The following is a 26,485-nucleotide window of genomic DNA, read 5'->3' on the forward strand; positions in this document are numbered from 1 at the left end:
TCAAGTTCGCATATTGCCGCGTTTAACAGCGTTATTGATGATACAAAATTGAGTATATCGCCTTCATCAATATATAACCCATACATATAGTCCCTTATTCTGGTAAAATGATTGTATAACTCTTTAAATGCATGATCGAATGCATTTTGTCCTAATGCTGATCCAAGATAGTTTAATCCATTATTATTTCGCTGATTTTTCTCGAATTGACGCACTACACTATCTTTTTTATCATTAAGGAAGATTGATAAATACAAATTTCTGTTGTTCAACAGTAATTCGATATAAGTATTAATAAGTTGGGTATATAGTTTTTGAATTTTTAGAAGCTCGTCCAATTTAATTCTTGTAGGTTTTCCATACAAAAATACACTTCTTGTATGTTCGCTCACATGATCACCTCCTTCCTGCTTATATTTTAGCACATATTCCCTTTGCCCGCTGAATTCCGGCTTTCATCTCTCTAATGAATTGGAGAGGATTCCCGCCGGTTTCTCCTAAAAAGAGGCTTTAAAGCCTCTTTTAACTTCTATTTGTTTTTTTAGCATCTTCTTCTGCTGCGACCATCCTCTTCTGATCTTCGGCTATAAGGGCATCGATTATTTCATCCAGATCTCCATCCAGCACGCTTTGAAGCCGGTATAAAGTGAGGTTTATCCTGTGGTCTGTTACCCTCCCTTGCGGGAAATTATATGTTCGTATACGCTCGCTCCTGTCCCCGGTGCCCACCATAGACCGCCTCTCCGATGCCAGTTGCTCCTCTTTTTCCCTTCTGGCCATTTCATAAAGCCTTGCTCTTAGCACCTTTAGAGCCTTTTCTTTATTTTTTAGCTGAGATTTTTCATCCTGGCAGGTAACTACCATACCTGTAGGCAAATGAGTAATTCTTACTGCCGAGTCTGTAGTATTAACGCTCTGACCCCCATGTCCCGAGGATCTAAAGACATCAATCCTGATATCATTTGGATTTATCTCTACTTCAACTTCTTCAGCTTCAGGCAAAACCGCCACAGTAGCCGTGGATGTGTGTATTCTGCCTCCAGCCTCTGTAGTAGGCACCCTCTGTACCCTGTGCACACCGCTTTCATACTTCAACCTGGAATAGGCGCCTTTGCCTACAACCATAAACGAAATCTCTTTATATCCTCCGATATCTGTCTCATTAGAATTCATCACATCTATTTTCCAACCCTTGGATTCAGCGTACATGACATACATCCTGTAGAGATCTGCTGCAAACAAAGCAGCTTCTTCGCCACCAGCCCCAGCCCTTATCTCCACGATGACGTTTTTCTCATCATTAGGATCTTTTGGCAGCAACAAAAGCTTTAATTCGCTTTCTAACCGTTCTTTGTCGGATTCAAGCTGCTCTATTTCTGATTTTAGCATATTTTTGTAATCAATATCATCCGTCTCTTCCAGTAGCTCGTTAGCCGCATTTATATCGTCAACTACCTTTTTATATTCTTCATATTTTAAGGCAATACCTTCTAAATCTGAGCGCTCTTTTAGAAGCTTTTTATATTTATCCATATCCTGCATGATGTCAGGATCACTTATCATTTTTGTAAGCTCATCGTACCTTTTTTTAATCAATTCCAATCTATCTAACATAGCCTCTTTATACTCCTTATTTATTATATATTTGCACAGGTATTTATTATAACTTATATAATGTCAATATGCAATCCCATTGCCAAAACCGCAAATCACGATGATCTGAAGAAAATAATAAAAAACGTTTTAGTACATACTTGTGCTCAAAAGATACGAGTAGTATAATAACATGTGATATGGTTTTCCTGCTGTGATCTTTCTACATGACAGGTAGATTCACCGTAGGAACACATAATCTTTATCATTAAGGGAGGGGTATTATGCCTATGATACCGGTAGCTGTTCAACTATATTCAGTGAGAGATAAAACAGCCAATGATTTTTTGGGAACTCTTAAAAAAGTAGCAGAAATAGGTTACGCTGGTGTAGAGTTTGCAGGTTTTGGCGATATAAAAGCCGAGGAATTAAAGGCAGAGCTGGACAAACTGGGCTTAAAAGCCGTCAGCAGCCACGTAGCCATTGAAATGTTAGAAAAGGATTTAGATAGCATCATTCAATACCATAAGACCATCGGATGTTCTTACATAGTATGTCCTTTTTCTGCCCCAGATAGGCGAAACACAAAAGAAAAATGTGTAGAATTCGCAAAAAAGCTGGACGAAATAGGAGCAAAATTGAAAGAGCACGGAATATCATTTGGATATCATAACCACAACTTTGAATTTGAGAAATTTGACGATGAATACATCCTGGACATATTCTTTGCTAATAGTTCACCCGAAAACGTGCTCGTCGAACTAGACACCTTCTGGGTAACCGCCGCAGGAGTAGACCCTATAGCCTACATTAAAAAATATGGAAAGCGCTGTCGCCTTGTGCACTTAAAAGACATGGCCCCCAATGCCCATGAGATTTTCGAACAGTTCAAAAAAGGCGAAAAGCCCTCTAATAGCCCCTTTGCTGAAGTTGGCTATGGAACTATGGACATAAAAGCCATCATACAGGCCAGCGAAGAAGTTGGCGCTGATTGGTTCATAGTAGAACAAGATATGAGCAACAGGGATACTTTAGAGAGTATAACCATGAGCTATAATTATCTAAAAAGCATAGGTAAAGCATGATAATTGCTGCTTTCAAACAAAAAGGCTGTTGAGTGAAAAATCAACAGCCTTTTTTATAAGTTTATAGATCGTCTTTCTTAGATTGCAAAAAATCTTATCTTATCTTTGCAAAAACCCTCTTTACGTTTTCGTAGACAATTCGCATCACTTCGTCGTATTCCATTCCCTTTATATCTGCAATTTTCTGCACCACATATCTCGTGTAGACAGGTTCATTGCGAGTGCCCCTGAAGGGCTCTGGCGTCAGATAAGGACAGTCCGTCTCAGTAAGAACGCGCTCTAAAGGTATCTTTTCAATCACTTCCACCGTCTTTTTAGCGTTTTTAAAAGTCAGCACTCCTCCAATGGATATATACATACCCATATCGATGCATTGTTTTGCCATCTCATAACTTCCTGAAAAGCAATGCATGATACCTGTTACTTTCATATGGCTTTTCAATATATCCAGGGTGTCTTTATGGGCATCCCTATCGTGGATGACCACAGGCATTCCGTGCTTATTGGCCAGCTCCAGCTGATCTATGAAGGCCTTTTGCTGCAATTTTTTGTCCAGCTCTTCCATATGATAATCAAGGCCTATTTCTCCCACCCCAACAACCCTTGGATGTGAGAGCAATTGATCCATTCTTTCCAGCTCTTTCTCGTTCACCTGTGCAGCTTCATAAGGATGCACACCCAATGTGGCATATATAAAATCGTACTTTTCTGCCAGCTCCAGTGTGGTCGCGATAGAGGGAACATCTGATGCAGAATTAATCACGATCATGTCGTTTTCTCTTATCCTCTCTATCACCTGCTCCCTATCCTGATCATATGCTGAGTCATCAACATGGGCATGAATATCTACGAGCATTTACCTCACCCTGCTCCCCGTGGGAATATCGCCGTCTACCGTCACAAGCACCAGCCTGTCTTTGTCGTCAGTGGAAGCGGCTAATATCATGCCATAAGAATCAACGCCCTTCAATCTTACAGGTTTTAAATTGGCCACAAGTATCAGATTCTTTCCGATCAACTCTTCCGGCGTATAATATTGAGCAATACCAGATACCACCTGTCTTACCTCGTCGCCTACCTGCAGCTCCAGCTTGAGCAGTTTATCTGCTCCCTGTATGCGCTCAGCTTTTAACACCCTGGCAACCCTCAAATCTAACTTTGCAAAATCATCGATGGTTATATAATCGATCTTATCGGATTTTGCTTCTGCCTCATTTTTCTTTTCATCCTCAACTATCACCTTTTTACCCTCTTTACTTGACGCCTCCTGTTGTTTCTCTTCGGCCTTTTCTTCTATCCTAGGGAATAAGATTTCACCCCTGTGGACAACGGTGCCCTGTGGCAACGCTCCCCATGTCTTCAGGCTATCCCATGTAGTCAATTCAGGACTTACACCCAGCTGAGCATATATCTTGGGTGATGTATCAGGCATATACGGTGTCAACAACACGCCTATATATCTGATGGACTCAGCTAGATTATAAAGCACTGTAGCAAGCCTTCCCTTTTGAGCCGGATCTTTGGCGAGCACCCACGGCATAGTCTCATCGATGTACTTATTGCACCTGTCTACCAGCTTAAATATCTCTATAAGGGCATTGCTTATCTGCAGTGAATCCATGTACTTTTCTACCAGTGCAGGCAGGTTAACAGCCATCTCCTTTAGTTCATTATCGATATCTTCCTCCTGCGCCGGCGCCGGCACCCTGCCATCGAAATACTTCTCTATCATCGTAACCGTTCTGCTGACCAGATTGCCCAGATCGTTGGCCAGGTCAGAGTTTATTCTTTTTACCAAAGCCTCATTGGTGTAGGTTCCATCAGAGCCAAAAGGTATCTCTCTTAAAAGGTAATACCTTACTGCGTCCACACCGTATTTCTCTACCAGTACCCATGGATCTACCACATTACCTTTAGATTTGGACATCTTGCCACCTTCTAACACCAGCCATCCGTGGCCAAAAACCTTCTTAGGCAGTGGCTCTCCTAAAGCCATGAGCATGGCAGGCCATATAATAGTATGAAACCTCACGATCTCCTTTCCTACCAGATGCACATCGGCAGGCCAAAACTTCCTGTAAGCATCATCGTGATCCGTAGAGTAGCCTAATGCGGTAATATAATTGCTCAAAGCATCAATCCATACGTAAATCACATGCTTTGGATCAAAAGGCACAGGAATGCCCCAATCAAATGAAGTTCTAGAAACACATAGATCCTCAAGCCCCGACTTTATAAAACTCACCATCTCATTTAGCCTGGATTCTGGCTGTATAAAGTCAGGGTGCTCCCTGTAATACTCTAGCAGTTTATCACCGTATTTGGACAACCTGAAAAAGTAGCTTTCTTCTTTTACCAGCTCCACCTCTCTGCCGCAATCAGGACACTTGCCATCCACCAGCTGCCTCTCCGTCCAGAAAGATTCGCATGGGGTACAATACCAGCCGGTGTATTCGCTCTTGTATATATCCCCTTTTTCATACAGGCGCGTAAATATATTCTGGACAATGGAGATATGTTGAGGATCTGTCGTCCTTATAAACTGATCGTAGCTGACATTGAGCAGCTTCCACAGATCCTTTATCCATGTCACTATGCCGTCCACATATTCTTTTGGTGAAACGCCTTTTTCTCTGGCTATCCTCTGAATCTTCTGGCCGTGTTCGTCAGTTCCCGTTAAAAACCAGACATCATAACCTGTCAACCTCTTAAACCTGGCCAGCGCATCTGCTGCCACCGTCGTATAGGAATGTCCTATATGCAGCTTATCGCTGGGATAGTATATAGGCGTAGTGATGTAATACGTCTTTGCCATTTTTATACCTCCTATAGCAATAATTTGGTAAATAAAAAGGCCCCCACCCCATCACAGGGGCGAGAGCTCTCGCGGTACCACCCTATTTCGCCTTACGGCCTCATTACAGACGACATGATAATCGCCCTGCACTATAACGCGTGCTCGCGTCTGCGCCTAAATACCTCCATAATCGGTAATTCGGCACAGCAACTCAGGGACCATCTTCAGGTGTTATTATCCGCACCGGCTTTCACCCGCCCCGGCTCTCTTAAGCGGTTTTAGACCCTACTCTTCCCATCATCGCCACTTTATAAATATAATTTTCCACTGTATCATCAATAATATACTATAATATGGATTTTGTCAATAGAGGTATTCTTTTAATTGCAATTCGTAATTTGCAATATTTACAAATAGGTTGCTTCCAAAAAAATTCAATAGCATCGGCAAGTGACTTTAAGGGGATGAGCTACGTAAGTCTTTCACAAAGTCACTTGCCTTAGAGGCATTCCTTTAGAGTCAGTGAATTTTTTCTCCAGCAACCTATTTTGTATCTAAATAATTTTGTGACATTCAAATTACAAACTGCAGTCCCTTAAGTTGAAGTCAATATAAAATGGCATTTCTGTCATACCTCTGTGATTGGCTAATTTATGACTCTTTTACACATAATAAACACAAATGCGGTTAAAAGGAGATGTTATAATGATTCCACTTACACCGAGTCACTATATATTCATTTTAACAATAATAGCCATATTAATAGCCATGTTGTTCAGAAAAGACATATTGATCCCTTGCCTTATAGGCATTTTTCTCATAGGTCTTGCTGCTACCGGAAATGTGGTAAAGGCCGTGCAAACCATATACAGAAGCCTTATCATATCCGGCGAACAACTCTGGAGCATAATCCTCATCATAGCATTGGTCATATCCATGGCTGAAGCCATAAGGGATATAGGTGCTGACTACATCATGATAAAGCCTATACTGAAATACTTTAAAAAGCCCCTGGTTTCCTATTTGCTGCTTGGTCTCTTTACCATGGTCGTTTCACTATTTTTATGGGCATCTCCTGCCCTCGGTTTACTTTCAGCGATGGTCGTACCTGTAGCTCTAAAAACAGGTCTATCCAGAATGAGCACAGCTATGGCTATAAATATCTTTGGCTTTGGCATTGCCATGTCAGGAGACTTCTTCATCCAGGGAGCGCCTTCCATAACAGCCACTTCAGCAGGATTGCCAGTCACGACCTTTATAAAAAATAGTTTCTTGTTGTGGCTTACCATGTCTACTGTCACAGCTCTATCATCTTTTGTATACATCTGGATTCTGTGGAAAAAAGGTAAAACCCACGAAGCCCACGATGAAAGCCTGGATGAAAATGACGCCAGAATAGGAAAAGGAAGTCGATTTATAGCTATATTTACTCCTATAGCGTTTTTTATTGATATAGCACTTATGGTATTGCTAAATCTTAAAGGTCAGGCTTCTGAATTACTGATAGGCGGCACAACAGTTATAATTATGATTCTGGCTCTTATCATCAGGTACGAGTGGCAGGCCTTCTCAAAAATAACAGATTACATAAAAGAGGGGTTTACATCAAGTATAAAGATATTTGCACCTGTGATAGTCATAACGGGTTTTTTTCTGCTCGGCAATCAGGATACGTCCAGGGAAATACTGGGTAAAAATGCTCATGGTTTCCTGATGGATCTGAGCAAAAATCTCTCTTACATAATACCATTAAACAAATACACTGCTGCCCTGATACAAATCATCATAGGCGCCTTTACAGGATTGTCAGGTTCAGGTTTTGCCGGCCTTCCACTGGTAGGAGCCCTGGCCCGGACATTCCACGATATATCCCATGCCAATATCAGTATACTGGCTTTTATAGGCCAGCTGTCCTCTATATGGGTAGGTACCGGTACTTTGGTACCTTGGAGTGTTATTCCTGTTTCAGGGTTGTTAAAGGTAGATCCCTTTGAACTGGTAAAAAACAACCTGATACCTGTCCTGATCGGGTTTATAGCTACTTTTCTCGTGGCTTTACTGCTGGTATAATATTTAGGGTGATTATATGAGCGAATGTGAAATAATTGATGATATAGGTTATGGACTGAAAATAATACAGCGACAAAAAGGATTCAAATTTGGCATAGATGCTGTCCTGCTATCACATTTTACTACAGTAAAAAAGCAAGATAAAATCGTAGATTTAGGTACAGGATCGGGAATTATACCACTATTGTTGTACGGCATACACCATGGTGACATAACCATAACAGGGATAGAAATCCAGAAAGTTTATGCCGAGATGGCTCAAAGGAGTGTAAAACTCAATGGGCTGGAAGGACACATCAGGATTATAAACGCTGATTTAAAAGAAGCTCCCGATATGCTGGGCTGTGAAAACTTCGATGTGGTGGTCACAAATCCACCCTACAGAAAAGCCAGCGTAGGCAAAGTAAGCCCCTCAGATGAGCGTGCTATTGCAAGACACGAATTATTATGCTCCCTGGAGGATGTCATAAAAGCCTCAGCCAGACTTTTAAAATACAGTGGCAGATTTGCCATGGTCCACCTCCCGGAGCGGCTACCAGAAATAATATTCTTACTAAAAAAGTACAGGCTGGAACCCAAGCGGTTAAGGCTCGTCTATCCTTATAGCCAATCGCCCCCAAATCTTCTGCTCATAGAATGTGTAAAAGGCGGTAAACCCCAGTTGAATATATTGCCCCCATTGATAGTATATCGCGATGACGGCCATTATACCGATGAAATCTTGAATATATATAAAGAATAGAAAGAGGAGATGATACAATGTCAGATTATGGCATACTTTATCTTTGCCCAACGCCCATAGGAAACCTTGAGGATATAACAATAAGGGCGCTAAACATCCTGAAAAACGTCGACATAATTGCAGCAGAGGATACCAGGCACACCATCAAACTTCTCAATCACTACAACATATCAAAACCCCTTATAAGCTATCATGAGCACAATGAAAAGACTAGAACAGATGATATCATTCAAGCCCTCAAAAGTAAAAAATCTGTAGCCCTGGTATCAGATGCCGGTATGCCCCTGATATCAGATCCAGGTCAGGAATTGGTAAACCGTGCAATTAATGAAGGTATCAAAGTAGTTCCTCTTCCTGGCCCTTCAGCCGCTTTCACTGCTCTCATAGCCTCAGGAATGTCTACAGAACGCTTCTGCTTTGAAGGTTTTTTACCTGAAAATAAAAAAGAGCGCAGAAAAAAACTGGATGAAATAAAATCAGAAAAGCGTACGATAATACTATACGAATCCCCCCATCACCTCGTAAAAACCCTGCAGGACCTTTTAAACTCCCTTGGTAACAGAAAAATTACCATAGCCCGGGAACTGACTAAGGTCCACGAAGAGTTTTTCCGTTCTACATTAGAAGATGCCATACAGCACTTCAGCGGCGAGGTGAAAGGAGAATTCGTCTTGATTCTTGATGGAAATCATGAATCAGCTGAAGAAAAATGGAATAATTTATCCATCAAAGATCATATAAATTTCTATGTGTCATCCGGTATGTCTAAAATGGATGCGATAAAAAATGTCGCCAGAGACAGAAATATGCCCAAAAGTGAAGTCTACAGATACGCTATCGACAAATAATACTATTTCGTAAAGTTATTTTTTAACTCTTCGATGCAGTTAGGGCATATATTCTTCCCTTTATAATTTATAACGCCTTTGGCATCGCCACAAAAGATACAAGCTGGTTCGTATTTCTTTAAAATGATACTGTCGCCATCAACATAAATCTCAAGAGCATCTTTTTCATTTATATTCATCGTTCTCCTGAGCTCTATAGGCAATACCACCCTGCCCAGCTCGTCTACTCTTCTTACAACACCTGTCGATTTCATTTTCTCCTCTCCTTTCATTTTTGTATAATATAATACATTATTCGACATGCTTTCCAATATATAATACCAGAATTTACAATAAGCGTCAATACCTTTTTTGGATATTTTAATAAAAAGTTCATAAAAATTTTTTATAGGTCATATTTATTACCAGGTGATTGCAGTGATAAATATCATCTGGTTTTTAATTATATTTATAAGCTTAATTATTGGAGGAATGAACGGAAAAATCGACCAGGTCGTAAACGCGGCTATTACATCCTCTAAAGATGCTGTCGAAGTGGCTTTAGGGTTAATCGGCATCATGTCCTTATGGCTGGGAATTATGAAAATAGCTGAAAAAGAAGGGCTTATTCACGTTTTGTCCCGGCTTATAATGCCATTAATAAAGCGTCTTTTTTCGGATATACCACCAGGCCATCCTGCTATCGGCGCCATGGTCATGAATATATCCGCTAACATCCTGGGCCTTGGCAATGCCGCTACCCCCTTTGGCATCAAAGCCATGAAACTGCTTCAGGAATTAAATCCTCGCAAGGATACAGCTACCAACGCTATGTGCACATTCCTCATCATAAATACAGGCTGTATACAGCTTTTGCCTACCACTATCATAGCTATCAGGACTGCCGCCGGTTCAAAAAACCCCATGGAGATTATAAGTGGGGTCATCTTAACCTCCACACTCTCGCTTATAAGCGGCATCATCTTAGTAAAATTTTTTGAAAGAAATGGGGATTAAAATATGTATGTCTTTCAAATTCTATCCCGATGGGCCGTTCCGTTTATACTATCTATCATATTTTTTATCGGCTTTATAAAAAAAATGCCCCTTTACGAAATATTTATTGACGGCGCAAGAGAAGGTTTTGATACTGTAATAAAAATAATACCACCCTTGGTAGCCATGTTTGTAGCCATAGGGATGTTCAGGGCCTCAGGGGCTATGGACATGATTGTAAAGGCACTGTCACCTATTACCTCCATAATTGGTATGCCTGCAGAACTGCTCCCATTAGCCCTCATGAGGCCACTTTCAGGTGGGGCCTCACTGGGAATCGTGTCAGACTTACTAAAAAATTATGGTCCGGATACCATTATTGGCAAAATGGCGTCCATCATGTACGGCTCTACAGAAACCACCATCTATGTGCTTACGGTTTATTTTGGCTCAATAGGAATAAAAAATGTACGCCACGCTCTCATCGCAGGTCTACTTACAGATCTTTGCAGTATGGTTTTTGCTGTACTCATCACCCATTTGATATCTAATTGACATATTCATCTACTTTTTATATCATATTATTTAGAAATGCTTTAAAAAGGAGAGTAGCAATGAGAGCATATCTTTTGGATTTTGATGGCACAACGACTGTAGAAGACGTGGGCGATGGGATAATAAAAAATTTCGCCAAAGATGGATGGCAAGAGTATGTAGAACAATGGATACAGCGTAAAATAACCACAGAACAATGTGCCAGAGGCCAATGGGGATTGATAGATGGCCCATCTGATGAATTATATAAATATATTGATTCGCGGGAAATTGATCCTTATCTTATGGATTTTCTCCAATATTGTAAGCGAAATGGATATGTTGTACGTATAAACAGCGATGGTTATGACTTTTATATCGAGCGAATACTAAAAAGATACAATTTAGATTTAAAAGGCTATTATAATCACATATCCTGGGACGGTACTCAATGGCGTTTTAACTTTCCATATGCTGATGGCCAGTGTAAATTATGTGGCAACTGTAAAGCCAACAATGTAAAGAAATTTAAAGATGATGGTTATGAAGTAGTATATGTAGGCGACGGTTACTCAGACAGATGCGCCTCTGAATACGCTGATGTGGTCTATGCTAAGGACCATCTCTTAGAACATTGCATCAATAACAGCATCCCCCATATACCTTTTAAAAATTTTAAAGATATACTTGAAAATGAAATAAAACGAGATAATAGATTACATTCCGCCGAATAGGAGCGAAATAAATCGCTCTTTTTTTGTTAGATAATATTGCATATTCATAAATTTTATTGTATAATTATGCATAAGTATATGGGAGGAGATAACGTGAATCTTTTAAATCGTTCATTACTAACCCTTAAAGAATTCTCCAGCGACGAAATTGCATATCTTCTAGACCTGTCTGAGATGGTAAAAGCGGAAAAGCGAAAAAAAATCGTAAAGCAAAGATTTTTGGGCATGACCCTTGCCATGATATTTGAAAAGCGCTCTACCAGAACGCGATGTGCTTTTGAAACGGCATTTGGGGAAGAAGGAGGCCACCCTGTATTTTTATCCACAGACGATATACAGCTGGGTGCAAAAGAATCTATCGAAGACACGGCCAGGGTGCTGGGAAGAATGTTTGACGCCATTGAATTTAGAGGTTATAAACAAGAAACCGTTGAGATCCTGGCAAAATACGCAGGGGTACCTGTATACAACGGTTTAACAGATATGTATCATCCAACACAGGTACTGGCAGATCTCATGACCCTGAAAGAGGAGTTTGGTTATCTAAAAGGTCTGAAGCTAGTATATATGGGTGATGGCAGAAATAATATGGCCAATTCCCTCGCCATCGGATGTGCAAAAATGGGTATTGATTACGTGATTATAAGCCCTGAAGAACTATTTCCAGATGAACAATATATAAACGAAATCAAAGAGATAGCTAAAAAAAGCGGTTCGAGCATCACTGTAACATCTAAAATAGAAGACAATATCGTTGGCGCAGACGCCATTTATACTGACGTCTGGGCGTCAATGGGCGAAGAAGCAAAAGCCCTAGAGCGCATAAGGTTGCTTACACCATATCAAGTCAACCAAGACATAATGGATATGACCAAAAATAAAAAATGCATATTCATGCATTGCCTTCCCGCTGTAAAAGGCCAGGAAGTAAGCTTTGATGTAATAGAAGGACCTTCTTCAAGGGTCTGGGATGAAGCAGAAAATCGTAAGCATACGATAAAAGCCCTTATGCTGGCTACATTAGGAAAAGCCTGACGTTATCTGTCAGGCTTTAAAAGTCTAAAAATCCAGGGACTCCAAATCGCTAATATCTTCATGGCAAATTTCTTCTTCTCTATTAATTATAGCCAGTTCATCAGCGTCAAAATACTTATATATCTCCATACCATCTTCTTTTATAAGTCTTACCTTTACCTTGCGGCTTATAGCGTTTATTTCGCATACCGTACCTGTCTCATCCTCGGGCGTCATCACCACATCGTTAACGCGAGGTAGAGTCTCCAGTATTTGTTCATAACAAGGCTGCTCAAAATTGAGGCAGCACATAAGCCTTCCACATAATCCGGAAATCTTAGATGGATTGATAGTAAGCCCTTGATCTTTCGCCATTTTTATAGAAACAGGTTCAAACTCACCCAAAAACACCTTGCAGCACAAAGGTCTGCCACAGGGTCCCATGCCTCCTATTATCTTAGCTTCATCCCTGACACCTATTTGCCTTAGCTCTATTCGTGTCTTAAATATCGATGCCAGATCTTTCACCAGCTCTCTAAAGTCCACCCTGCCTTCTGCTGTAAAATAAAAAATTATCTTATTGTTATCAAAAGTGTATTCCACGTCCACAAGTTTCATTTGCATACCATGTTCTTTAATCTTTTTTAGACATATATTAAATGCATCTTTTTCTTTCTCTTTATTTTCGGCATAATGCATTTTATCCTCATCTGTAGCAATTCTTATGACCTTTTTCAGAGGCATTACAATGTCCTCATCGGGTATATCTGTCTCATCCATAATTACTTCTCCAAACTCAATACCCCTTATAGTCTCGACTATGACGCAATCCCCTTTTTTTATATTTAACTCATTGGGGTCGAAATAATAGGTTTTACCTGCTTTTTTAAACCTTACGCCTACAACTTTAGCCATATACTATCTCAACTCCTGTAAACCGATCACCATATCCTCAATGGCAGATAGAAAATTTATATATCTATTTACTCGCTCTCTTGTCGCTTCTATCAATTTTATAGACTTAACTAAAGAACTCATCTGCAGTTCCCGTGAAAGGCTTTTTATTCTATCTAATTCATCTACATGGCTTATTATATCATACATCTCCAACTTTGCATATATCAAATCCATATACCATAATTGCAACAACGTCAATATATCATCGATGAAATCCTGCTTATCCTGTAATTGTTCCACATCTTCTACGCTTTTTAAAAGCTCTTTATCCGCAATATGTGAAATTATTTTATTCACAATTTCTTTGATACTGTCAAATTCTTCTGATGTGGCTATCATCAGAGCCCTTGAAGCCGAGCCTCCTGATAAAGCGGCAGCATAGGCAGCTTTTGAAGGACTTATGCCATGACCTATTAATATGTCTTTTACGTCCTTTTTATTCAAGGAGCCAAAATGATATACAATACACCTGGAGCGAATGGTAGGCAAAAGAGAATTTATACTATTGCACGTAAGTATTATTACACCATAATAAGGAGGCTCCTCAAGGACCTTTAAAAAAGCATTTTGAGCATCTGCAGTCATTTTCTCCGCATCTCTTATAATATATACCTTGCGCTCAGATTGATAAGGCATTATGTTGATATCCATTCGAAGCTTCCTTATCTCTTCGACCTTTATAGTCTTATCATCGGTTTGAAACACCTTGATATCAGCGGCATAAGCAATAGCATTGGCCGTCGCCAATGCCACCATAAACTTACCCACACCTTCTGGACCTTCAAATATATATGAATTGCTAACCTTGTTGGATTCAATGGCCCTTGTCAAGGCTTTTATTACAACATTATGTCCTAATATTTTTTCAAACCCCATAAACACACCTCTTAAGTATACAGATCCACCAGCAATCCCCTTATATCATCTACCAGTTTAATCAATTCCAGATTATCCTTCTGATCGCGGAAAAATTGCTGCGCCATTAATTCTAACTTTTCTTCCACCTTTTTTACTATGCTATAAACCTTTCTACGTCCGCTATAATCCGTCGAGTACCTCTGTGATAGCTCAAAACCATTTAATACCTCCGCCAAAAATTCTCTTACCAGCCGCTTATATCGAACCAGTGTATTGATATCTGGATTTTCTTTTAATGTTTTAGACACGTCATCAATCCGCTGCAACAGCTCTCTTAGCTTTTCAGCGTGAATTTTTTGCCCGGCGTTATAAAATTCTATTTCAAAACCACCTGATGTATTAACTTTTGTTACTTCCGATCCCCCGGATGTACCAACTGTATTGACCGTCAGCGGATTTACCTTCATCGTCACACCTTCTTAAACTTATCCACATCTACTACAAATATAGTAGCCCCTCCAATGGTCACTTCCACAGGCTGGGAATAAAACATCCCTGTAGTGCCTCCTGTAGGCGGCACCGATGTGATATATTGATCCCTGGTCTTGCAAACCTTTTCAATTATATCTATAACAGTATCCACCTTATCCTCTTCAGTTCCAATCAGCAGCGTAGTATTGCCTGACCTCAAAAAACTTCCAGTAGTGGCAAGCTTGGTAAAGCTAAAACCCTCCTCTGTCAATTTATTCATCAATTTGTGAGAATCTTCGTCCTGCACAATAGCGATGATAAGTTTCATAACAATTCCCTCCCTATACTCTTTTTTATTATAGATAAAACATCTTCAAAAACCTCTTTGACGCCCCGTCCACCATCAACGACCTTGATTCTCTCCGGTTCTCTACGGGCTAAATAAAGGTATCCCTCCCTGACTTTGTTGTAAAAATCTAATTGTTCATTCTCCAGCCTATCCCGTCCCTTCAACCTTGACCTGGCCACAATCGGATCTATATCCAGAAGTACGGTTAAATCGGGCTTTAATTCACCCACTGCCATAGCGTTGAGCTCATATACCGCTTGCAGTCCAAGGCCTCTCCCTATCCCCTGGTATACAAGACTGGAATCTAAAAACCTATCGCATATGACAATATTGCCTTCCTTCAGGGCGGGTCTTATTACCTTTTTAACCAGCTCTGCACGGGACGCCGCATACAAGTATGCTTCCGCCTCTGGCGACATCACATTGTCTTTCTCTAATAAAAGTTGTCGTATCTTTTCAGAAATAGGTGTGCTACCGGGTTCCCTTACCAGAATTATACCATATTTTAAATTTTTTATAAAGTCTGAAATTAATCTTATTTGCGTAGTCTTGCCGCATCCATCTATACCCTCAAATGTGATAAACATCTATGCCAGCACCTCTCAATACTATATTATGCCAATGATCACAAATACGTTTGCAGTGAAGCAAATGTTTTAATAATAGGATAGCAGAAAACTTAACAATTTACCAGTACACTGTACCTTCTTTTTTAAACTGCTAAAACGGATTCGTAATCCTTTTTTATCTGAACAAAATCACCCTGGGCTACCACCCTGCCCTGGTTGAGTACCACGACCTGATCGCACCACTCCATGGCCGATGGGCGATGGGTAACCAAAATGATGGTCTTTTGTTGCCGATATTGCCTTAAAAACTCCATAAGCGCCCTTTCAGTGCCCATGTCCAGTGCAGATGTCGGCTCGTCCAAAAGCAAAATGGGAGCGTCCCTGAGCAGCGCCTGTGCAATGCAAACCCGTTGCCGCTCTCCTCCTGATAGCTGCTCACCCTGCTTACCTGCAAAAGACATATCCAGTGAAAAACCTGTCCGTGCAAGCGCTTTACATTTTTCAAAAAACGACATATGGGCCCAATCTTGTAAGTTCAACGTTTTAATGGCCAATATGCCAGCTAAACTTTGTTGTAGTTCCCCATTGGTTTCGCCCATTTCCTTCTGATACCATCTGTTGTATTTTTCTACCCGGTAAAATATTCTTTTATCGACGATTAAAAAAAGCGGTATCAACATAAGCGCCATGAATGTCAGCCTATAATCTACATAAAACATCCAGCTATACAGTAAAATCAAAGTAAATACCGAAATTATAAAATTGGTAACACCTTCAAAAATGCTATATCCCACCCGGTTGACATCGTCCATTAAACGGGAGAATATTTCTCCAGGCTTGTTCACTTCAAAGAAATGATTAGGCAAGCGAAGAATATGGGCAAAAAAACGCTGTCGAAGGCTTAACCTCTCTGCGTTTCCTGCTATGGAAAAAAGGTAAGCAGCCATCATATTAAGTAAAAATCCTGCAAATACCGAACTGATAAAGGTCAGCTGCACCGGCCAGAGCAATTTCCTGTTTCCACCCATCAGCACCTTATCCACCAATAGAGCAAATATAGACGTACCTACAATCCCCAGCACAGAAGAAACTGCCGAGCACAACATACCAGGTAATTGTAGCTCCCACTGTTTTTTCACACATGAGAACATGAATGAAATTATTTTCTTGTTTTCACTACTCATAGAGCATCTCTCCTACTCTTTTTTTGCTATACTTTAAAAGCTATAACTGCCCATATATTACCATCCAATATACTTAGATAGCACAAAACTCCTCTCCTTCATCTATTCCCGAACTTGTAAAGCAAAAAAGTTCTTGACAACGTGAAGCATTACAGTCAGTCTACATTAACAGAGAATGCGTAGCAAGCATCGCCTTCATTCCATGTTGCTTGAACTTCATAAACTACCAATCCTTTTTGCCGAGGCGCAATAATTATTCCATTATTAACTTGCTGAATAATTGGTTTATTACCTTCCCATATATTAACTTTATAATCATTAGGTTTAATTCTAAAGTCCAAGACTATCGAAGATTCTGGTTTTACATTCAGAGGCTCTTTCTGAAACTTTATCAATTTAGATGGTGGTCCTGAATCTGCATGAATATTCGTTCTGGTCCCATTTCCGCTATATATAACCCAATTATATGTCCCGCGAACAGCGGCAATACTTTTATTACCAGCTATTACAGTTAATTCTGGAGGTTCTTTGAGGAATATTCCGTTATTGGATACCGGTGGTTTGCTCTGCGCACATGCAACTAGGAAGATTGTCAATAATAGTAGCACACCAAATATTTTTCTCATTTTATCACCTCCCGTTCGTTCCCTAATATATTTAACTAAGTCCATTTTAATTGTAATTTATACCATACATCCTATCAAGCAAATTTTTTAAAACTTTTCCTTTTTGCATATATATCACCAATTAATTAATGATTCTCCAGGTAAAAATCAAGTTTTCGTTGTATAGCTATAACTTTTGATGATATAATAAAGTAAATTGTATACAGGAGGAATCTTATGCAGTACACGAGCACCCGAGACACAAAAAAGTCCTTTAAGTCAGCAGATGTGATAAAAGCAGGTATCTCGTCAGACGGGGGACTGTTTTTACCTGAATACATCCCGAAAATAGATTTTGATAAATTAACTGAAATGATAAATAAAAACTATATACAAAGAGCTATTGATATACTGGAATTATTTCTCACAGATTTCACGGTCGATGAAATAGAGCAGGTGGTATCATCGGCGTATAATCATGAAAAATTTGACGATGATCGCATTGCACCCCTTCACAAGTTAAATAAAAACACCCATATCCTGGAACTGTGGCACGGGCCCACCTATGCTTTTAAAGACATGGCGCTACAGATACTTCCCCATCTTCTCGTAAAATCAGCGCAAAAGACAGGTGACATGAGCAAATTTGCCATACTGGTGGCCACATCGGGGGATACGGGCAAAGCAGCACTGGAGGGATTTGCCGATGTAGAAGGAACTTATATAATCGTATTTTACCCTGAACAGGGCGTAAGCCACATGCAAAAGCTGCAGATGATCACCCAGGAAGGAAATAATGTCGCTGCAATAGGAGTTATCGGTAACTTTGACGATGCTCAGACGGGGGTTAAAGCGATATTTAACGATAGAGAGTTTAATGAAAAACTAAATGCCAGCAGCATAAAATTATCTTCAGCTAATTCTATTAACTGGGGAAGATTGCTGCCCCAAATCGTGTATTATATCTCCGCCTATGTGGATCTGGTAAAATCAGAGAATATTAAAATGGGCGATAAAGTAAATGTAGTGGTCCCAACGGGCAACTTTGGAAATATATTGGCAGCTTATTACGCCAGGGAGATGGGTATCCCTATCGGCAAACTCATATGCGCATCCAACGCCAACAAAGTGCTTACAGACTTTATAAGAACGGGAATATACGACAGAAGAAGGGAGCTCAAAAAGACCATTTCACCCTCTATGGATATCCTGGTATCCAGCAATCTTGAAAGGCTTTTATTCGAACTCTATGACAGAGACGACCACAAAATCAAGCAGATGATGGACCTTTTGATGAAAAAAGGCGTATACGAGATAGACGCCTATGTGCTTGAAAAGCTGCAGTCGACATTCTACGCCAGTTACGCCGATGACACAGAGACCATGAAAAGCATAAAAGCCGTTTACGATGAATACCATTATGTCGTTGACACCCATACAGCTGTGGGCTTAAAGGTCCTTGAAGACTACAGGAGAGAAACTGGTGATAATACCATGACAGTAGTGGCATCAACCGCCAGTCCATATAAATTCCCTGAAAGCGTGCTCTCAGCACTCAATGTGCCTATTGAGCCCGGTCAGGATGAGTTCTCACTTTTGGATGTCCTATCAGACATCAGTGGATTGGCCATACCTGAAAACCTGAAAAAGCTCAAAGGAACAGAAATCCGCCATAAAATGGTATGCAAAAAAGATGAGATGAAAAAAATGGTGGAGGATATATTAATTTATCGCAATTAAGCAAAGTTTAAATAAGACCGGCATCTGCCGGTCAATATTGATTTTTGGGCAAGTATTGGATTATATTACTGCTTCGGCAATAAGCACAAATGACTTATCGATATCAAAAGGCTGTTTGTCAAATCCACCGTAGAATATAATATTTTTGAAATCAGCTTGTGCTAACAACTGTTTTAATGTGTAACTTTTAAGTGGTAACAATTTAACTGTGTTTTGGAACTTCTGATCGTCAACAGATAATTGTGTTATAAAATCAATGCGTCCCTTTTCATCTATATGATATTTTCGCTCAAACACGAGATTTTTTTCTGTATTAATGACAGTAGGCAAGTTTTCGATGTTATAATTAAGGATTCTGTCAAAGTTGATGATCTGCAGAAGCAGTTTACCTTGATCCTTTAAAATCCTGTGAAATTCGCACAAAGCTTTTAAAACGGCATTCTCATCGCTTAAATGAACCAGCGAATTTCCCATACACATTACAGCATCAAAGCTTTTTGTATTTATAATTGAAAGATCTGTCATGTCTCCAACGTAAAAATCGATAGATAGATTTTGCTCAAGGGCTTTTTTTGAAGCAATATCTATCATGTCACGGCTTAAATCAATGCCAGTCATATTGTATCCTACTTTTGCCAGCTCAATGGTATAATTACCCGAACCGCAGGCCACATCCAGCACTTTGGAACCAGCATCAAAAATACTTTTAACCAGGTTTATCTGGCTTTCTTCCACCGGGAAAATATCGTCATAGTATTTGCTAATCTCTTCATAAAAACCCATATTGATCACCTTTCTAGTATTTATATAAAACTTTAATTTTCCCCTTATCCACGCCCTGTACCCTTTCATACCTCCCTATCAATTTAATGACCTCTTTTGTGATGATCTCTCCGGGGCAGAGCACAGGTATCCCCGGAGGATACGGTACTATAAAACCACCGCAGATCATGCCTTCCGCTTCATTTAATGGCACTTCTGCCTTTGGCGAATAATAGGCCTGCCGTGGAGTAAGCGCCATCGGCGGCAAAGAGATATCCACATCTTCCACAGATAAACGCCCTCTTTTATGGAGCTTTTTGGCCATATCCATAAGGGCCTTTTCAAGCACACCCACGGTGGATTGGTCATCAGCCAGCGTTATCATTGCCAGTCCGTTATAAGGGTCGGACATCTCCAGCTGAACCTTATATTCCTGCCTTAAAATCCTCTCAATATCATATCCACTGTATCCCCAATGGGACATGTTTATTATAAGCTTTGTGGCATCAAAGCCTGCTATTCCATATCGCCCTATCATCTCATCCCCAGGGCATACTACACCCGCATCCCTCAACTGCCGCCGCAGTTTTATGGACATATCAATAGCCCTTTCCAGCATACTCTTGCCCTGTCCCTCCATCAATGCCCTGGCATAATCCAATGATGCCATGAGCATATAAGAAGGGCTAGTGGACTGTACCAGCCTCAACGCCTCTCTTACCCGCTCTATGTTTACATTATCGGACTTCACATGGAGATAAGCTGTTTGCGTAAAAGCACACAACGTCTTATGGGCGCTCTGTACGACCATATCAGCACCCTGGGCAAGGGCATCAGCCGGTAATCTTTTACTGAAATGAAGATGGGCGCCATGAGCTTCATCCACCAGTAGCAATTTACCCCTCTTGTGTACTTCCTCGGCAATAGACTTGATATCAAGACAATAACCGTAATAATTTGGGCTTGTAATAACCACAGCCCTGGCTTCAGGGCACCTGTCCATAGCATATATCACATCCTGGGCAGTTACCCCCATGGCTACTCCATATTCCTTGCAATAGGACGGAAGCAAATAATAGGGTCTTATACCACCCAGTATCATGGCGTTATAAACCGACCTGTGGCTATTCCTCATAACAATAACCCTATCGTCGGGATCTAAAACGCCCAGCATCATGGCGTACACGCCGGCAGTAGAGCCATTTACTATAAAAAAAGTACGATCAGCTCCAAAGGCTTGAGCCGCCAATTCTTCCGCCTTTTTTATAGGGCCTTCAGGGTAATGAAGATTATCAAGGCCCGGAATTTCCGTAAGGTCCATTTCTATTATATGTTCAAAGCTACTGCTTCCGGGCCTTCCACCACCATTAACATCAAGTTTAATGAAACCTCTCCCCTGCTTATGACCTGGCATGTGCATGGGAACAACCCCTTCGGCTATATAGCCCTCCAGCGCTTCTAAAAGCGGCACTTGTATATTAAAATCGCGGAGCTCTTCTTGCTTTTTCATGTCACCTACCTCTTTTTCTTATTTCTTTTTAGCAGTGTGCTCAATCAAGTCCAGTATAAGCCTTGTGGCATCATTGAGCTGGCTTTTTTCCATGGCTTTAATGTACTGACTGCGCTTTTCATACAGCTGGTTTATCTTTTCCAATAGGATTTTTTCACTGGCCTCCTCTTCCTGGAGCACCATACTGTAACCCTGCTTTTCAAAAGAGCGGGCATTGAGTATCTGGTCACCCCTGCTGGCTTGCTTTGATAGAGGTATTAAAAGGGCAGGCTTTTTAAGCGCAAGTAGCTCAAATATAGCATTGGCTCCCGCTCTGGATATACATATATCTGCCGCTGCCATAATTGAAGGCAACTCATCGGATACGAATTCAAATTGCTTATATCCACTAAGTTTTTCAAGTCCAGGGTCTATATTGCCTTTACCGCATATATGTACAACTTGAAATCTGCGGAGCAACTCTGGAAGTATGGCTCTCACAAGGTTATTTATTTTTACAGAGCCCAGGCTTCCTCCCATGACAAGCAATACAGGCTTTCTGGACGTAAAATTGCAAAGGGCGAGCCCTTCTTCCCTGGACCCGGTAAACAATTGGCTTCGCACAGGATTCCCTGTCAAAACCCCTTTTCCTTCTGGCAGATGTTCCAGGGTCTCAGGAAATGTAGCGCAAATTTTTGTAGCAAACGGCAGTGAAATTTTATTGGCAAGACCTGGGGTCATATCTGATTCATGGAGTATAACAGGAATTCTATTGATCCAGGCACCTATAACCACAGGGACGGATACAAATCCCCCCTTAGAGAAGACAATATCCGGCTTTAACCTTCTCAAAAGCAATGTAGCCTGAAACAAACCCTGTATCACCAGCAGGGGGTCAGTCAAATTTTTCATAGAAAAATATCTACGCAATTTTCCTGTTGAAACTTTATAATATGGTATATTGGTCTTCTCCACCAATTCTCTTTCAATACCATTATAGCTGCCTATATATGCAATATCCCAATTCCGTCGCCTGAGTTCAGGCACCAGAGCCAGATTGGGCATCACATGGCCGGCACTGCCTCCCCCAGTTAAAACAATCTTCTTCACGGTTCAAGCCCCTTTCCATCACATTTTGATGCTCAACGAAGAAACATTGTTATTAGGTATTATCTTCACCCCCAACTCTTCAACCTTATATGACGCACCGTCCACTGATTTTATCTCTTTTATTCCCCTTAGCACCACACTCCACGGCTTTGTAGCCCCCTCAATTTTTACCTCAATAACATCCCTGATCCGTTTCGCAGTAAATTTAACTTCAGGTTTGCCGCTCAAATCATACACCGTAGTAGATGCACAGGCACCGTCTTCTAATCCAAAGATCTGGAACACTACACCATCTGCATAATCGTAGTCCGGTCTGGTGTCTTCACGTCCTGTAGCGATGACGCTATTAGGTCGCACCATAAGCGGTATACTCATGTAGCCATGTTTTTCTGTTCTCCAGCTGCCACCTTCCACCACTTCACCGGTAAAATAGTTGGTCCAGTGGCCTTTTGGAAGATAGTAAGTCGCGATTCCGTTCTCATTAAATATAGGAGCTACGAGTAGAGAATCACCCAGCATATACTGCTTATCTAAATAATAACAGGTAGGATCATCTGTAAACTCTAGCACCATCGCCCTCATCACAGGAATACCCTTATATGCTGCCTCACACGCTGCACTGAACAGATACGGCATAAGGCTGCACTTTAATTTTGTAAAGAAGCGTAAAACATCCACCGCTTCTTCATCGTACAGCCACGGCACCTTATACGCCTTACTGCCATGAAGCCGGCTGTGAGATGACAACAAACCAAAGGCTACCCATCTTTTGTATATATCAGGTGTAGCGGTGCTCTCAAAACCTCCTATATCATGGCTCCAGAATCCAAACCCCGACAGACACAGGGATAGCCCTCCCCGTAAGCTTTCAGCCATAGATTCATATGTGGCGTAACAATCTCCTCCCCAGTGCACAGGAAATTGTTGACTGCCAGCTGTAGCCGACCTGGCAAACAATACGGCATTTTCCTTGCTAAACTTTTCGCAGAGAACATTATAGACCACTTTATTATAGAGATATGTATAATAATTATGCATTTTTTCAGGATCTGAACCGTCGTAATATACCACGTCCGTGGGTATTCTCTCTCCAAAATCCGTCTTGAAACAGTCTACGCCCATATCCAGCAGTCTTCTCAATTTATCGGCGTACCATTGGCAGGCCTCAGGGTTAGTAAAGTCCACTATACCCATACCAGGCTGCCACAAATCCCACTGCCATACGTCTCCATTGGGCTTTTTCAACAGATACCCTTTTTCCATAGCCTCATCAAATAGCCTGGATTTCTGAGCGATATAGGGATTTATCCATACACATATCTTCAGGCCTTTTTCCTTCAGGCGTTTTAACATGTTTTCCGGCTCTGGAAAGCACCTTTCGTCCCATTCAAAATCGCACCACTGAAATTCCTTCATCCAGAAACAATCAAAATGAAAAACGTGGAGGGGTATATCTCTTTCTGCCATGCCATCGATAAAACGGGTAACGGTTTTTTCATCGTAATCCGTCAGGAAAGACGTGGTCAACCACAGGCCAAAAGACCATGCTGGCGGCAATGCCGGCCTGCCGGTAAGAGCTGTATAATTCTCTAACACTTCTTTCATGGAAGGACCATTGATTATATAGTATTCAAGGTATTCTCCTGGAACGCTGAATTGAACCTTGGACACCCTTTCAGATGCTATTTCATAAGATACACAACCAGGATCATTGACAAAAACGCCGTACCCTTTGTTGGTTATATAAAATGGTATGTTTTTGTACGCCTGTTCACTGCTGGTTCCCCCGTCTCTATTCCATATATCCACCACCTGACCGTTTTTAACAAACGGGGTAAAGCGCTCGCCCAGACCGTAGACGCACTCATCCACACCTAAATCCAGCTGTTCGCGCATAAATGTACTGCCATCTTCTGTGGTAATGTACGCCATACTCTTATAGCCACTGCCAGTTATGCGCCTATCGCCGCTATAAAAATCTATTGACCAGCCGCCAGTCTTTTTAATTTTCACGGTCAAAGTTCCGCTGGTAAGGCTGACGAAGCCATCTTCATCTTTGATGTCAACTTTTAAATTATCCTGTTTATTGATAGTAAACTCTGGCCCCTTTTTGCGTTTCCCTTTAAAATGAAATGCCTGTATGCATATAACATTTTCTCTCGGAGAAGAAAATCTGACGGTCAATAAAGGACCACTCAATGTATCTCCTCTATCCCTCAAATGAAAATATGGCGCGTATACTGTTACAGAGTTTTCATCAAATTCAACGCTATTAACCTCTGCTGCGCCATATATATTTACACCTTTTCTCACCAACCAATTGCCGTCTGTAAACTTCACAAAAACATCCCCTCTCTCTTTCTTCCTTATTACATTTTTTCTAAACTATCGCAAAAATCTTCACCTTATAGACGACTAAGCTTATATTTAATTTATTTTCATTATATCACGAATTATGCCATAACAAAAAATACAGGGGCTATTTTATTAACCATCCTGTATTTTCACACATTGACGTTATCCTCTTCTTTTATATGGTCATCCCATATGGCTTTCATGCATTCTTTATAATATTCGTATTTTTCATCTTCAGGGGATGTGTTTATTATGTCATACTGGCAATCAGTACATATGTATTTATCAAAAACATATATGCCATCAAGTTTTTCCTGACCGCACACAAAGCATATCTTATTTTCATCCATAATACACCAGCCCTTTCCCTTTTTATTACTATTATCACCTCACAATAAGCATTTTATTCAAAATTTTATTTATACAGCCAGTTTATGATATAATTAATATGAAAGGAAGGGATATTCATTGAAAGACCTTTTAATAAAAAAAATCGAAGAACTTCGAGGAACGGTGTTTGAGCTCAACGAATTTTTATATAGAAATCCTGAACCAGGAAACCAGGAGTTCGCCGCCTGCGAAAAAATATGTTCCATTTTAATCCAACATGGCTTTGACATTCAAAAAAATTATCTTGGCATCCCAACGGCATTTAGGGCTACATACGGAAATGGAAAGCCTTCTATAGCCTATCTCTGCGAATACGACGCATTGCCTGAAATAGGTCACGGCTGCGGGCACAATATGATAAGTGCCATGAGCATCGCAGCAGCTATCGCGTTAAGAGAAGCTGTAAACAGCATAGGTGGTCAAATTGTGGTACTGGGTTGTCCTGCCGAAGAAACCAATGGCGCCAAAGTAGCTATGGCAGAAAGAGGTACTTTTAATGATATAGACGTGGCATTGATGGTACACCCTTCTGACGTAACAAGAGAAAGCGGGACATCTCTGGCCATGGAAGCCCTCCAGTTCGAATACATAGGCAAATCAGCCCATGCTGCTGCTAACCCTGAGGACGGTATAAATGCCCTAGATGGCGTTATTCTTCTATTTAACTCCATAAACGCCTTGAGGCAACACGTAAAATCAGACGTAAGGATACACGGCATAATAAAAGAAGGTGGTGTAGCCGCTAACATCATACCCGATAGGGCCGTAGCACAATTTTACGTAAGGTCTGAGAGTTCGGCGTACCTGAAAGAAGTAGTAAAAAAAGTAAAGGATTGTGCCCATGGTGCAGCATTGGCCACAGGGTGCACTTTAAATATATCCAATTATGAACTATCTTACGATAATATGATCCCAAACAGCACTCTTCAACAGGCTTTCAGTAAAAACCTCAAAGACCTCGGAGTAGAGCACATAGAACCTCCCAAAAAAACATCGGGTTCATCGGACATAGGTAATGTCAGTCACGTTGTCCCGGCTATCCAGCCATATATAGGTATAACCCAAAAGCATATACCATCGCACACAAGGGAATTTGCTGATGCTACGCAAACAGAATATGCCAGAGAAATGCTCATTAAAGCTGCAACAGCATTGGCCCTTACGGGTTATGACATAATAACAGATGAGACCCTTTTGTACCGTATCAAAAAAGAGTTTCTGGATTCACAAAAGGCCGAATAGGCCTTCTGTTAT

The 26,485-nt window shown here is 40.8% G+C and carries 27 protein-coding genes and 1 other annotated feature; of the genes, 10 read left to right on the top strand and 17 right to left on the bottom strand.

Annotated elements, in window-relative coordinates:
• Together BUB87_RS14340 and prfA are read right to left on the bottom strand one after the other, a co-directional pair.
• On the bottom strand, window positions 1–392 hold a 392-nt coding region (locus BUB87_RS14340), incomplete at its 3' end, for a hypothetical protein (RefSeq protein WP_159432366.1).
• Window positions 393–522: 130 nt separating this feature from the next.
• A complete protein-coding gene (gene prfA, locus BUB87_RS04490) occupies window positions 523–1,614 on the bottom strand; it encodes a peptide chain release factor 1 (RefSeq protein ID WP_073342131.1) in 1,092 nt (363 codons plus the stop codon).
• Window positions 1,615–1,877: 263 nt separating this feature from the next.
• Here prfA and BUB87_RS04495 point away from each other — a divergent pair, with 263 nt between their 5' ends.
• On the top strand, window positions 1,878–2,678 hold the full coding sequence (locus BUB87_RS04495) for a sugar phosphate isomerase/epimerase family protein (protein WP_073342132.1): 801 nt from the start codon (window positions 1,878–1,880) through the stop codon (window positions 2,676–2,678).
• Window positions 2,679–2,772: 94 nt separating this feature from the next.
• On the opposite strand, the gene BUB87_RS04500 is transcribed toward BUB87_RS04495, so the two are convergent.
• Both BUB87_RS04500 and metG read right to left on the bottom strand, forming a co-directional pair.
• The gene (locus BUB87_RS04500; protein WP_073342134.1) at window positions 2,773–3,534 is read right to left on the bottom strand and encodes a TatD family hydrolase; all 762 of its coding nucleotides are present in this window, start codon (window positions 3,532–3,534) and stop codon (window positions 2,773–2,775) included.
• Window positions 3,535–5,493 (bottom strand): methionine--tRNA ligase, encoded by a 1,959-nt coding sequence (gene metG / locus BUB87_RS04505; protein WP_073342135.1) that lies wholly within the window; start codon window positions 5,491–5,493, stop codon window positions 3,535–3,537.
• Window positions 5,494–5,545: 52 nt separating this feature from the next.
• Window positions 5,546–5,785: a binding site (T-box leader), on the bottom strand.
• Between the two features lie 395 nt (window positions 5,786–6,180).
• On the opposite strand from metG, the gene BUB87_RS04510 reads away from it, so the two are divergent.
• From BUB87_RS04510 to rsmI, 3 genes are read left to right on the top strand one after another with little or no spacing between them, the layout of a single operon-like run.
• Window positions 6,181–7,545, top strand: a complete 1,365-nt coding sequence (locus tag BUB87_RS04510; RefSeq protein ID WP_073342137.1) for a transporter permease — start codon at window positions 6,181–6,183, stop codon at window positions 7,543–7,545.
• Between the two features lie 16 nt (window positions 7,546–7,561).
• The gene (locus BUB87_RS04515; protein WP_073342138.1) at window positions 7,562–8,287 is read left to right on the top strand and encodes a tRNA1(Val) (adenine(37)-N6)-methyltransferase; all 726 of its coding nucleotides are present in this window, start codon (window positions 7,562–7,564) and stop codon (window positions 8,285–8,287) included.
• Window positions 8,288–8,304: 17 nt separating this feature from the next.
• Window positions 8,305–9,135: a 16S rRNA (cytidine(1402)-2'-O)-methyltransferase gene (gene rsmI / locus BUB87_RS04520; protein ID WP_073342140.1), complete on the top strand. Its 831-nt coding sequence runs from the start codon at window positions 8,305–8,307 to the stop codon at window positions 9,133–9,135.
• A 2-nt stretch (window positions 9,136–9,137) separates the two neighbouring features.
• On the opposite strand, the gene BUB87_RS04525 is transcribed toward rsmI, so the two are convergent.
• Window positions 9,138–9,389, bottom strand: coding sequence for an AbrB/MazE/SpoVT family DNA-binding domain-containing protein (locus tag BUB87_RS04525; protein WP_073342141.1), 252 nt, complete (start codon window positions 9,387–9,389; stop codon window positions 9,138–9,140).
• Between the two features lie 217 nt (window positions 9,390–9,606).
• On the opposite strand from BUB87_RS04525, the gene BUB87_RS04530 reads away from it, so the two are divergent.
• The 4 genes from BUB87_RS04530 (at window position 9,607) to argF (ending at window position 12,413) form a co-directional block, all read left to right on the top strand.
• Complete coding sequence (locus BUB87_RS04530) at window positions 9,607–10,131, top strand: nucleoside recognition domain-containing protein (RefSeq protein ID WP_234945954.1); 525 nt, start codon at window positions 9,607–9,609, stop codon at window positions 10,129–10,131.
• Between the two features lie 3 nt (window positions 10,132–10,134).
• Complete coding sequence (locus tag BUB87_RS04535; RefSeq protein ID WP_073342144.1) at window positions 10,135–10,665, top strand: spore maturation protein; 531 nt, start codon at window positions 10,135–10,137, stop codon at window positions 10,663–10,665.
• Window positions 10,666–10,724: 59 nt separating this feature from the next.
• Window positions 10,725–11,378: an MtnX-like HAD-IB family phosphatase gene (locus BUB87_RS04540; protein WP_073342146.1), complete on the top strand. Its 654-nt coding sequence runs from the start codon at window positions 10,725–10,727 to the stop codon at window positions 11,376–11,378.
• A 93-nt stretch (window positions 11,379–11,471) separates the two neighbouring features.
• On the top strand, window positions 11,472–12,413 hold the full coding sequence (gene argF, locus BUB87_RS04545) for an ornithine carbamoyltransferase (protein ID WP_456059093.1): 942 nt from the start codon (window positions 11,472–11,474) through the stop codon (window positions 12,411–12,413).
• A 24-nt stretch (window positions 12,414–12,437) separates the two neighbouring features.
• On the opposite strand, the gene BUB87_RS04550 is transcribed toward argF, so the two are convergent.
• The 7 genes from BUB87_RS04550 to BUB87_RS04580 all read right to left on the bottom strand — a co-directional run bounded on the left by BUB87_RS04550 (window position 12,438) and on the right by BUB87_RS04580 (window position 17,406).
• Window positions 12,438–13,307, bottom strand: coding sequence for a PSP1 domain-containing protein (locus BUB87_RS04550; protein ID WP_073342147.1), 870 nt, complete (start codon window positions 13,305–13,307; stop codon window positions 12,438–12,440).
• A 3-nt stretch (window positions 13,308–13,310) separates the two neighbouring features.
• Window positions 13,311–14,225 carry a DNA polymerase III subunit gene (locus BUB87_RS04555; protein WP_073342149.1) on the bottom strand — a complete coding sequence of 305 codons (915 nt, stop codon included), beginning with the start codon at window positions 14,223–14,225 and terminating at the stop codon, window positions 13,311–13,313.
• 11 nt (window positions 14,226–14,236) lie between these two features.
• Window positions 14,237–14,674 (bottom strand): YaaR family protein, encoded by a 438-nt coding sequence (locus BUB87_RS04560; protein WP_073342150.1) that lies wholly within the window; start codon window positions 14,672–14,674, stop codon window positions 14,237–14,239.
• 2 nt (window positions 14,675–14,676) lie between these two features.
• Window positions 14,677–15,006, bottom strand: a complete 330-nt coding sequence (locus BUB87_RS04565) for a cyclic-di-AMP receptor (protein ID WP_073342152.1) — start codon at window positions 15,004–15,006, stop codon at window positions 14,677–14,679.
• On the bottom strand, window positions 15,003–15,614 hold the full coding sequence (tmk, locus tag BUB87_RS04570; RefSeq protein ID WP_073342153.1) for a dTMP kinase: 612 nt from the start codon (window positions 15,612–15,614) through the stop codon (window positions 15,003–15,005). Before tmk ends, BUB87_RS04565 begins: the two co-directional genes overlap by 4 nt.
• A gap of 125 nt (window positions 15,615–15,739) precedes the next feature.
• Window positions 15,740–16,780 carry an ABC transporter transmembrane domain-containing protein gene (locus tag BUB87_RS14950; RefSeq protein ID WP_073342155.1) on the bottom strand — a complete coding sequence of 347 codons (1,041 nt, stop codon included), beginning with the start codon at window positions 16,778–16,780 and terminating at the stop codon, window positions 15,740–15,742.
• 155 nt (window positions 16,781–16,935) lie between these two features.
• Window positions 16,936–17,406 carry a hypothetical protein gene (locus BUB87_RS04580; RefSeq protein ID WP_073342156.1) on the bottom strand — a complete coding sequence of 157 codons (471 nt, stop codon included), beginning with the start codon at window positions 17,404–17,406 and terminating at the stop codon, window positions 16,936–16,938.
• Window positions 17,407–17,622: 216 nt separating this feature from the next.
• Between BUB87_RS04580 and thrC the strand changes: the two genes are divergently transcribed.
• Entirely contained in the window at window positions 17,623–19,125 is a 1,503-nt protein-coding gene (thrC, locus tag BUB87_RS04585) for a threonine synthase (protein ID WP_073342158.1), read from the top strand.
• Between the two features lie 60 nt (window positions 19,126–19,185).
• Here the strand turns inward: thrC and BUB87_RS04590 are convergent, their stop codons facing one another.
• The 5 genes from BUB87_RS04590 to BUB87_RS04610 form a co-directional block, all read right to left on the bottom strand.
• Window positions 19,186–19,977, bottom strand: coding sequence for a class I SAM-dependent methyltransferase (locus BUB87_RS04590; protein ID WP_084110894.1), 792 nt, complete (start codon window positions 19,975–19,977; stop codon window positions 19,186–19,188).
• Window positions 19,922–21,397: an aminotransferase class I/II-fold pyridoxal phosphate-dependent enzyme gene (locus BUB87_RS04595; RefSeq protein ID WP_073342159.1), complete on the bottom strand. Its 1,476-nt coding sequence runs from the start codon at window positions 21,395–21,397 to the stop codon at window positions 19,922–19,924. Before BUB87_RS04595 ends, BUB87_RS04590 begins: the two co-directional genes overlap by 56 nt.
• An 18-nt stretch (window positions 21,398–21,415) precedes the next feature.
• The gene (locus tag BUB87_RS04600; RefSeq protein ID WP_073342161.1) at window positions 21,416–22,486 is read right to left on the bottom strand and encodes an undecaprenyldiphospho-muramoylpentapeptide beta-N-acetylglucosaminyltransferase; all 1,071 of its coding nucleotides are present in this window, start codon (window positions 22,484–22,486) and stop codon (window positions 21,416–21,418) included.
• Window positions 22,487–22,504: 18 nt separating this feature from the next.
• Entirely contained in the window at window positions 22,505–24,826 is a 2,322-nt protein-coding gene (gene yicI, locus BUB87_RS04605; RefSeq protein ID WP_073342162.1) for an alpha-xylosidase, read from the bottom strand.
• A gap of 164 nt (window positions 24,827–24,990) precedes the next feature.
• On the bottom strand, window positions 24,991–25,191 hold the full coding sequence (locus BUB87_RS04610) for a sigma factor G inhibitor Gin (RefSeq protein WP_073342164.1): 201 nt from the start codon (window positions 25,189–25,191) through the stop codon (window positions 24,991–24,993).
• A gap of 118 nt (window positions 25,192–25,309) precedes the next feature.
• On the opposite strand from BUB87_RS04610, the gene BUB87_RS04615 reads away from it, so the two are divergent.
• The gene (locus tag BUB87_RS04615) at window positions 25,310–26,473 is read left to right on the top strand and encodes a M20 family metallopeptidase (RefSeq protein WP_073342166.1); all 1,164 of its coding nucleotides are present in this window, start codon (window positions 25,310–25,312) and stop codon (window positions 26,471–26,473) included.
• Window positions 26,474–26,485 lie beyond the last annotated feature (12 nt).

Source organism: Caldanaerobius fijiensis DSM 17918, assembly GCF_900129075.1.
Taxonomy (GTDB): domain Bacteria; phylum Bacillota; class Thermoanaerobacteria; order Thermoanaerobacterales; family Caldanaerobiaceae; genus Caldanaerobius; species Caldanaerobius fijiensis.

Bases quoted from the DNA above. Each gene is read 5' to 3' on its own strand.
- BUB87_RS04550 (WP_073342147.1), bottom strand. From the start codon at position 13,307: ATGGCTAAAGTTGTAGGCGTAAGGTTTAAAAAAGCAGGTAAAACCTAT.
- BUB87_RS04555 (WP_073342149.1), bottom strand. From the start codon at position 14,225: ATGGGGTTTGAAAAAATATTAGGACATAATGTTGTAATAAAAGCCTTG.
- tmk (WP_073342153.1), bottom strand. From the start codon at position 15,614: ATGTTTATCACATTTGAGGGTATAGATGGATGCGGCAAGACTACGCAA.
- BUB87_RS04590 (WP_084110894.1), bottom strand. From the start codon at position 19,977: ATGAAAGGGTACAGGGCGTGGATAAGGGGAAAATTAAAGTTTTATATA.
- BUB87_RS14950 (WP_073342155.1), bottom strand. From the start codon at position 16,780: ATGAGTAGTGAAAACAAGAAAATAATTTCATTCATGTTCTCATGTGTG.
- BUB87_RS04540 (WP_073342146.1), top strand. From the start codon at position 10,725: ATGAGAGCATATCTTTTGGATTTTGATGGCACAACGACTGTAGAAGAC.
- prfA (WP_073342131.1), bottom strand. From the start codon at position 1,614: ATGTTAGATAGATTGGAATTGATTAAAAAAAGGTACGATGAGCTTACA.
- BUB87_RS04525 (WP_073342141.1), bottom strand. From the start codon at position 9,389: ATGAAATCGACAGGTGTTGTAAGAAGAGTAGACGAGCTGGGCAGGGTG.
- metG (WP_073342135.1), bottom strand. From the start codon at position 5,493: ATGGCAAAGACGTATTACATCACTACGCCTATATACTATCCCAGCGAT.
- BUB87_RS04510 (WP_073342137.1), top strand. From the start codon at position 6,181: ATGATTCCACTTACACCGAGTCACTATATATTCATTTTAACAATAATA.
- BUB87_RS04535 (WP_073342144.1), top strand. From the start codon at position 10,135: ATGTATGTCTTTCAAATTCTATCCCGATGGGCCGTTCCGTTTATACTA.
- rsmI (WP_073342140.1), top strand. From the start codon at position 8,305: ATGTCAGATTATGGCATACTTTATCTTTGCCCAACGCCCATAGGAAAC.
- BUB87_RS04560 (WP_073342150.1), bottom strand. From the start codon at position 14,674: ATGAAGGTAAATCCGCTGACGGTCAATACAGTTGGTACATCCGGGGGA.
- BUB87_RS04515 (WP_073342138.1), top strand. From the start codon at position 7,562: ATGAGCGAATGTGAAATAATTGATGATATAGGTTATGGACTGAAAATA.
- BUB87_RS04595 (WP_073342159.1), bottom strand. From the start codon at position 21,397: ATGAAAAAGCAAGAAGAGCTCCGCGATTTTAATATACAAGTGCCGCTT.
- thrC (WP_073342158.1), top strand. From the start codon at position 17,623: ATGCAGTACACGAGCACCCGAGACACAAAAAAGTCCTTTAAGTCAGCA.
- BUB87_RS04565 (WP_073342152.1), bottom strand. From the start codon at position 15,006: ATGAAACTTATCATCGCTATTGTGCAGGACGAAGATTCTCACAAATTG.
- BUB87_RS04500 (WP_073342134.1), bottom strand. From the start codon at position 3,534: ATGCTCGTAGATATTCATGCCCATGTTGATGACTCAGCATATGATCAG.
- BUB87_RS04610 (WP_073342164.1), bottom strand. From the start codon at position 25,191: ATGGATGAAAATAAGATATGCTTTGTGTGCGGTCAGGAAAAACTTGAT.
- BUB87_RS04530 (WP_234945954.1), top strand. From the start codon at position 9,607: ATGAACGGAAAAATCGACCAGGTCGTAAACGCGGCTATTACATCCTCT.
- BUB87_RS04495 (WP_073342132.1), top strand. From the start codon at position 1,878: ATGCCTATGATACCGGTAGCTGTTCAACTATATTCAGTGAGAGATAAA.
- BUB87_RS04580 (WP_073342156.1), bottom strand. From the start codon at position 17,406: ATGAGAAAAATATTTGGTGTGCTACTATTATTGACAATCTTCCTAGTT.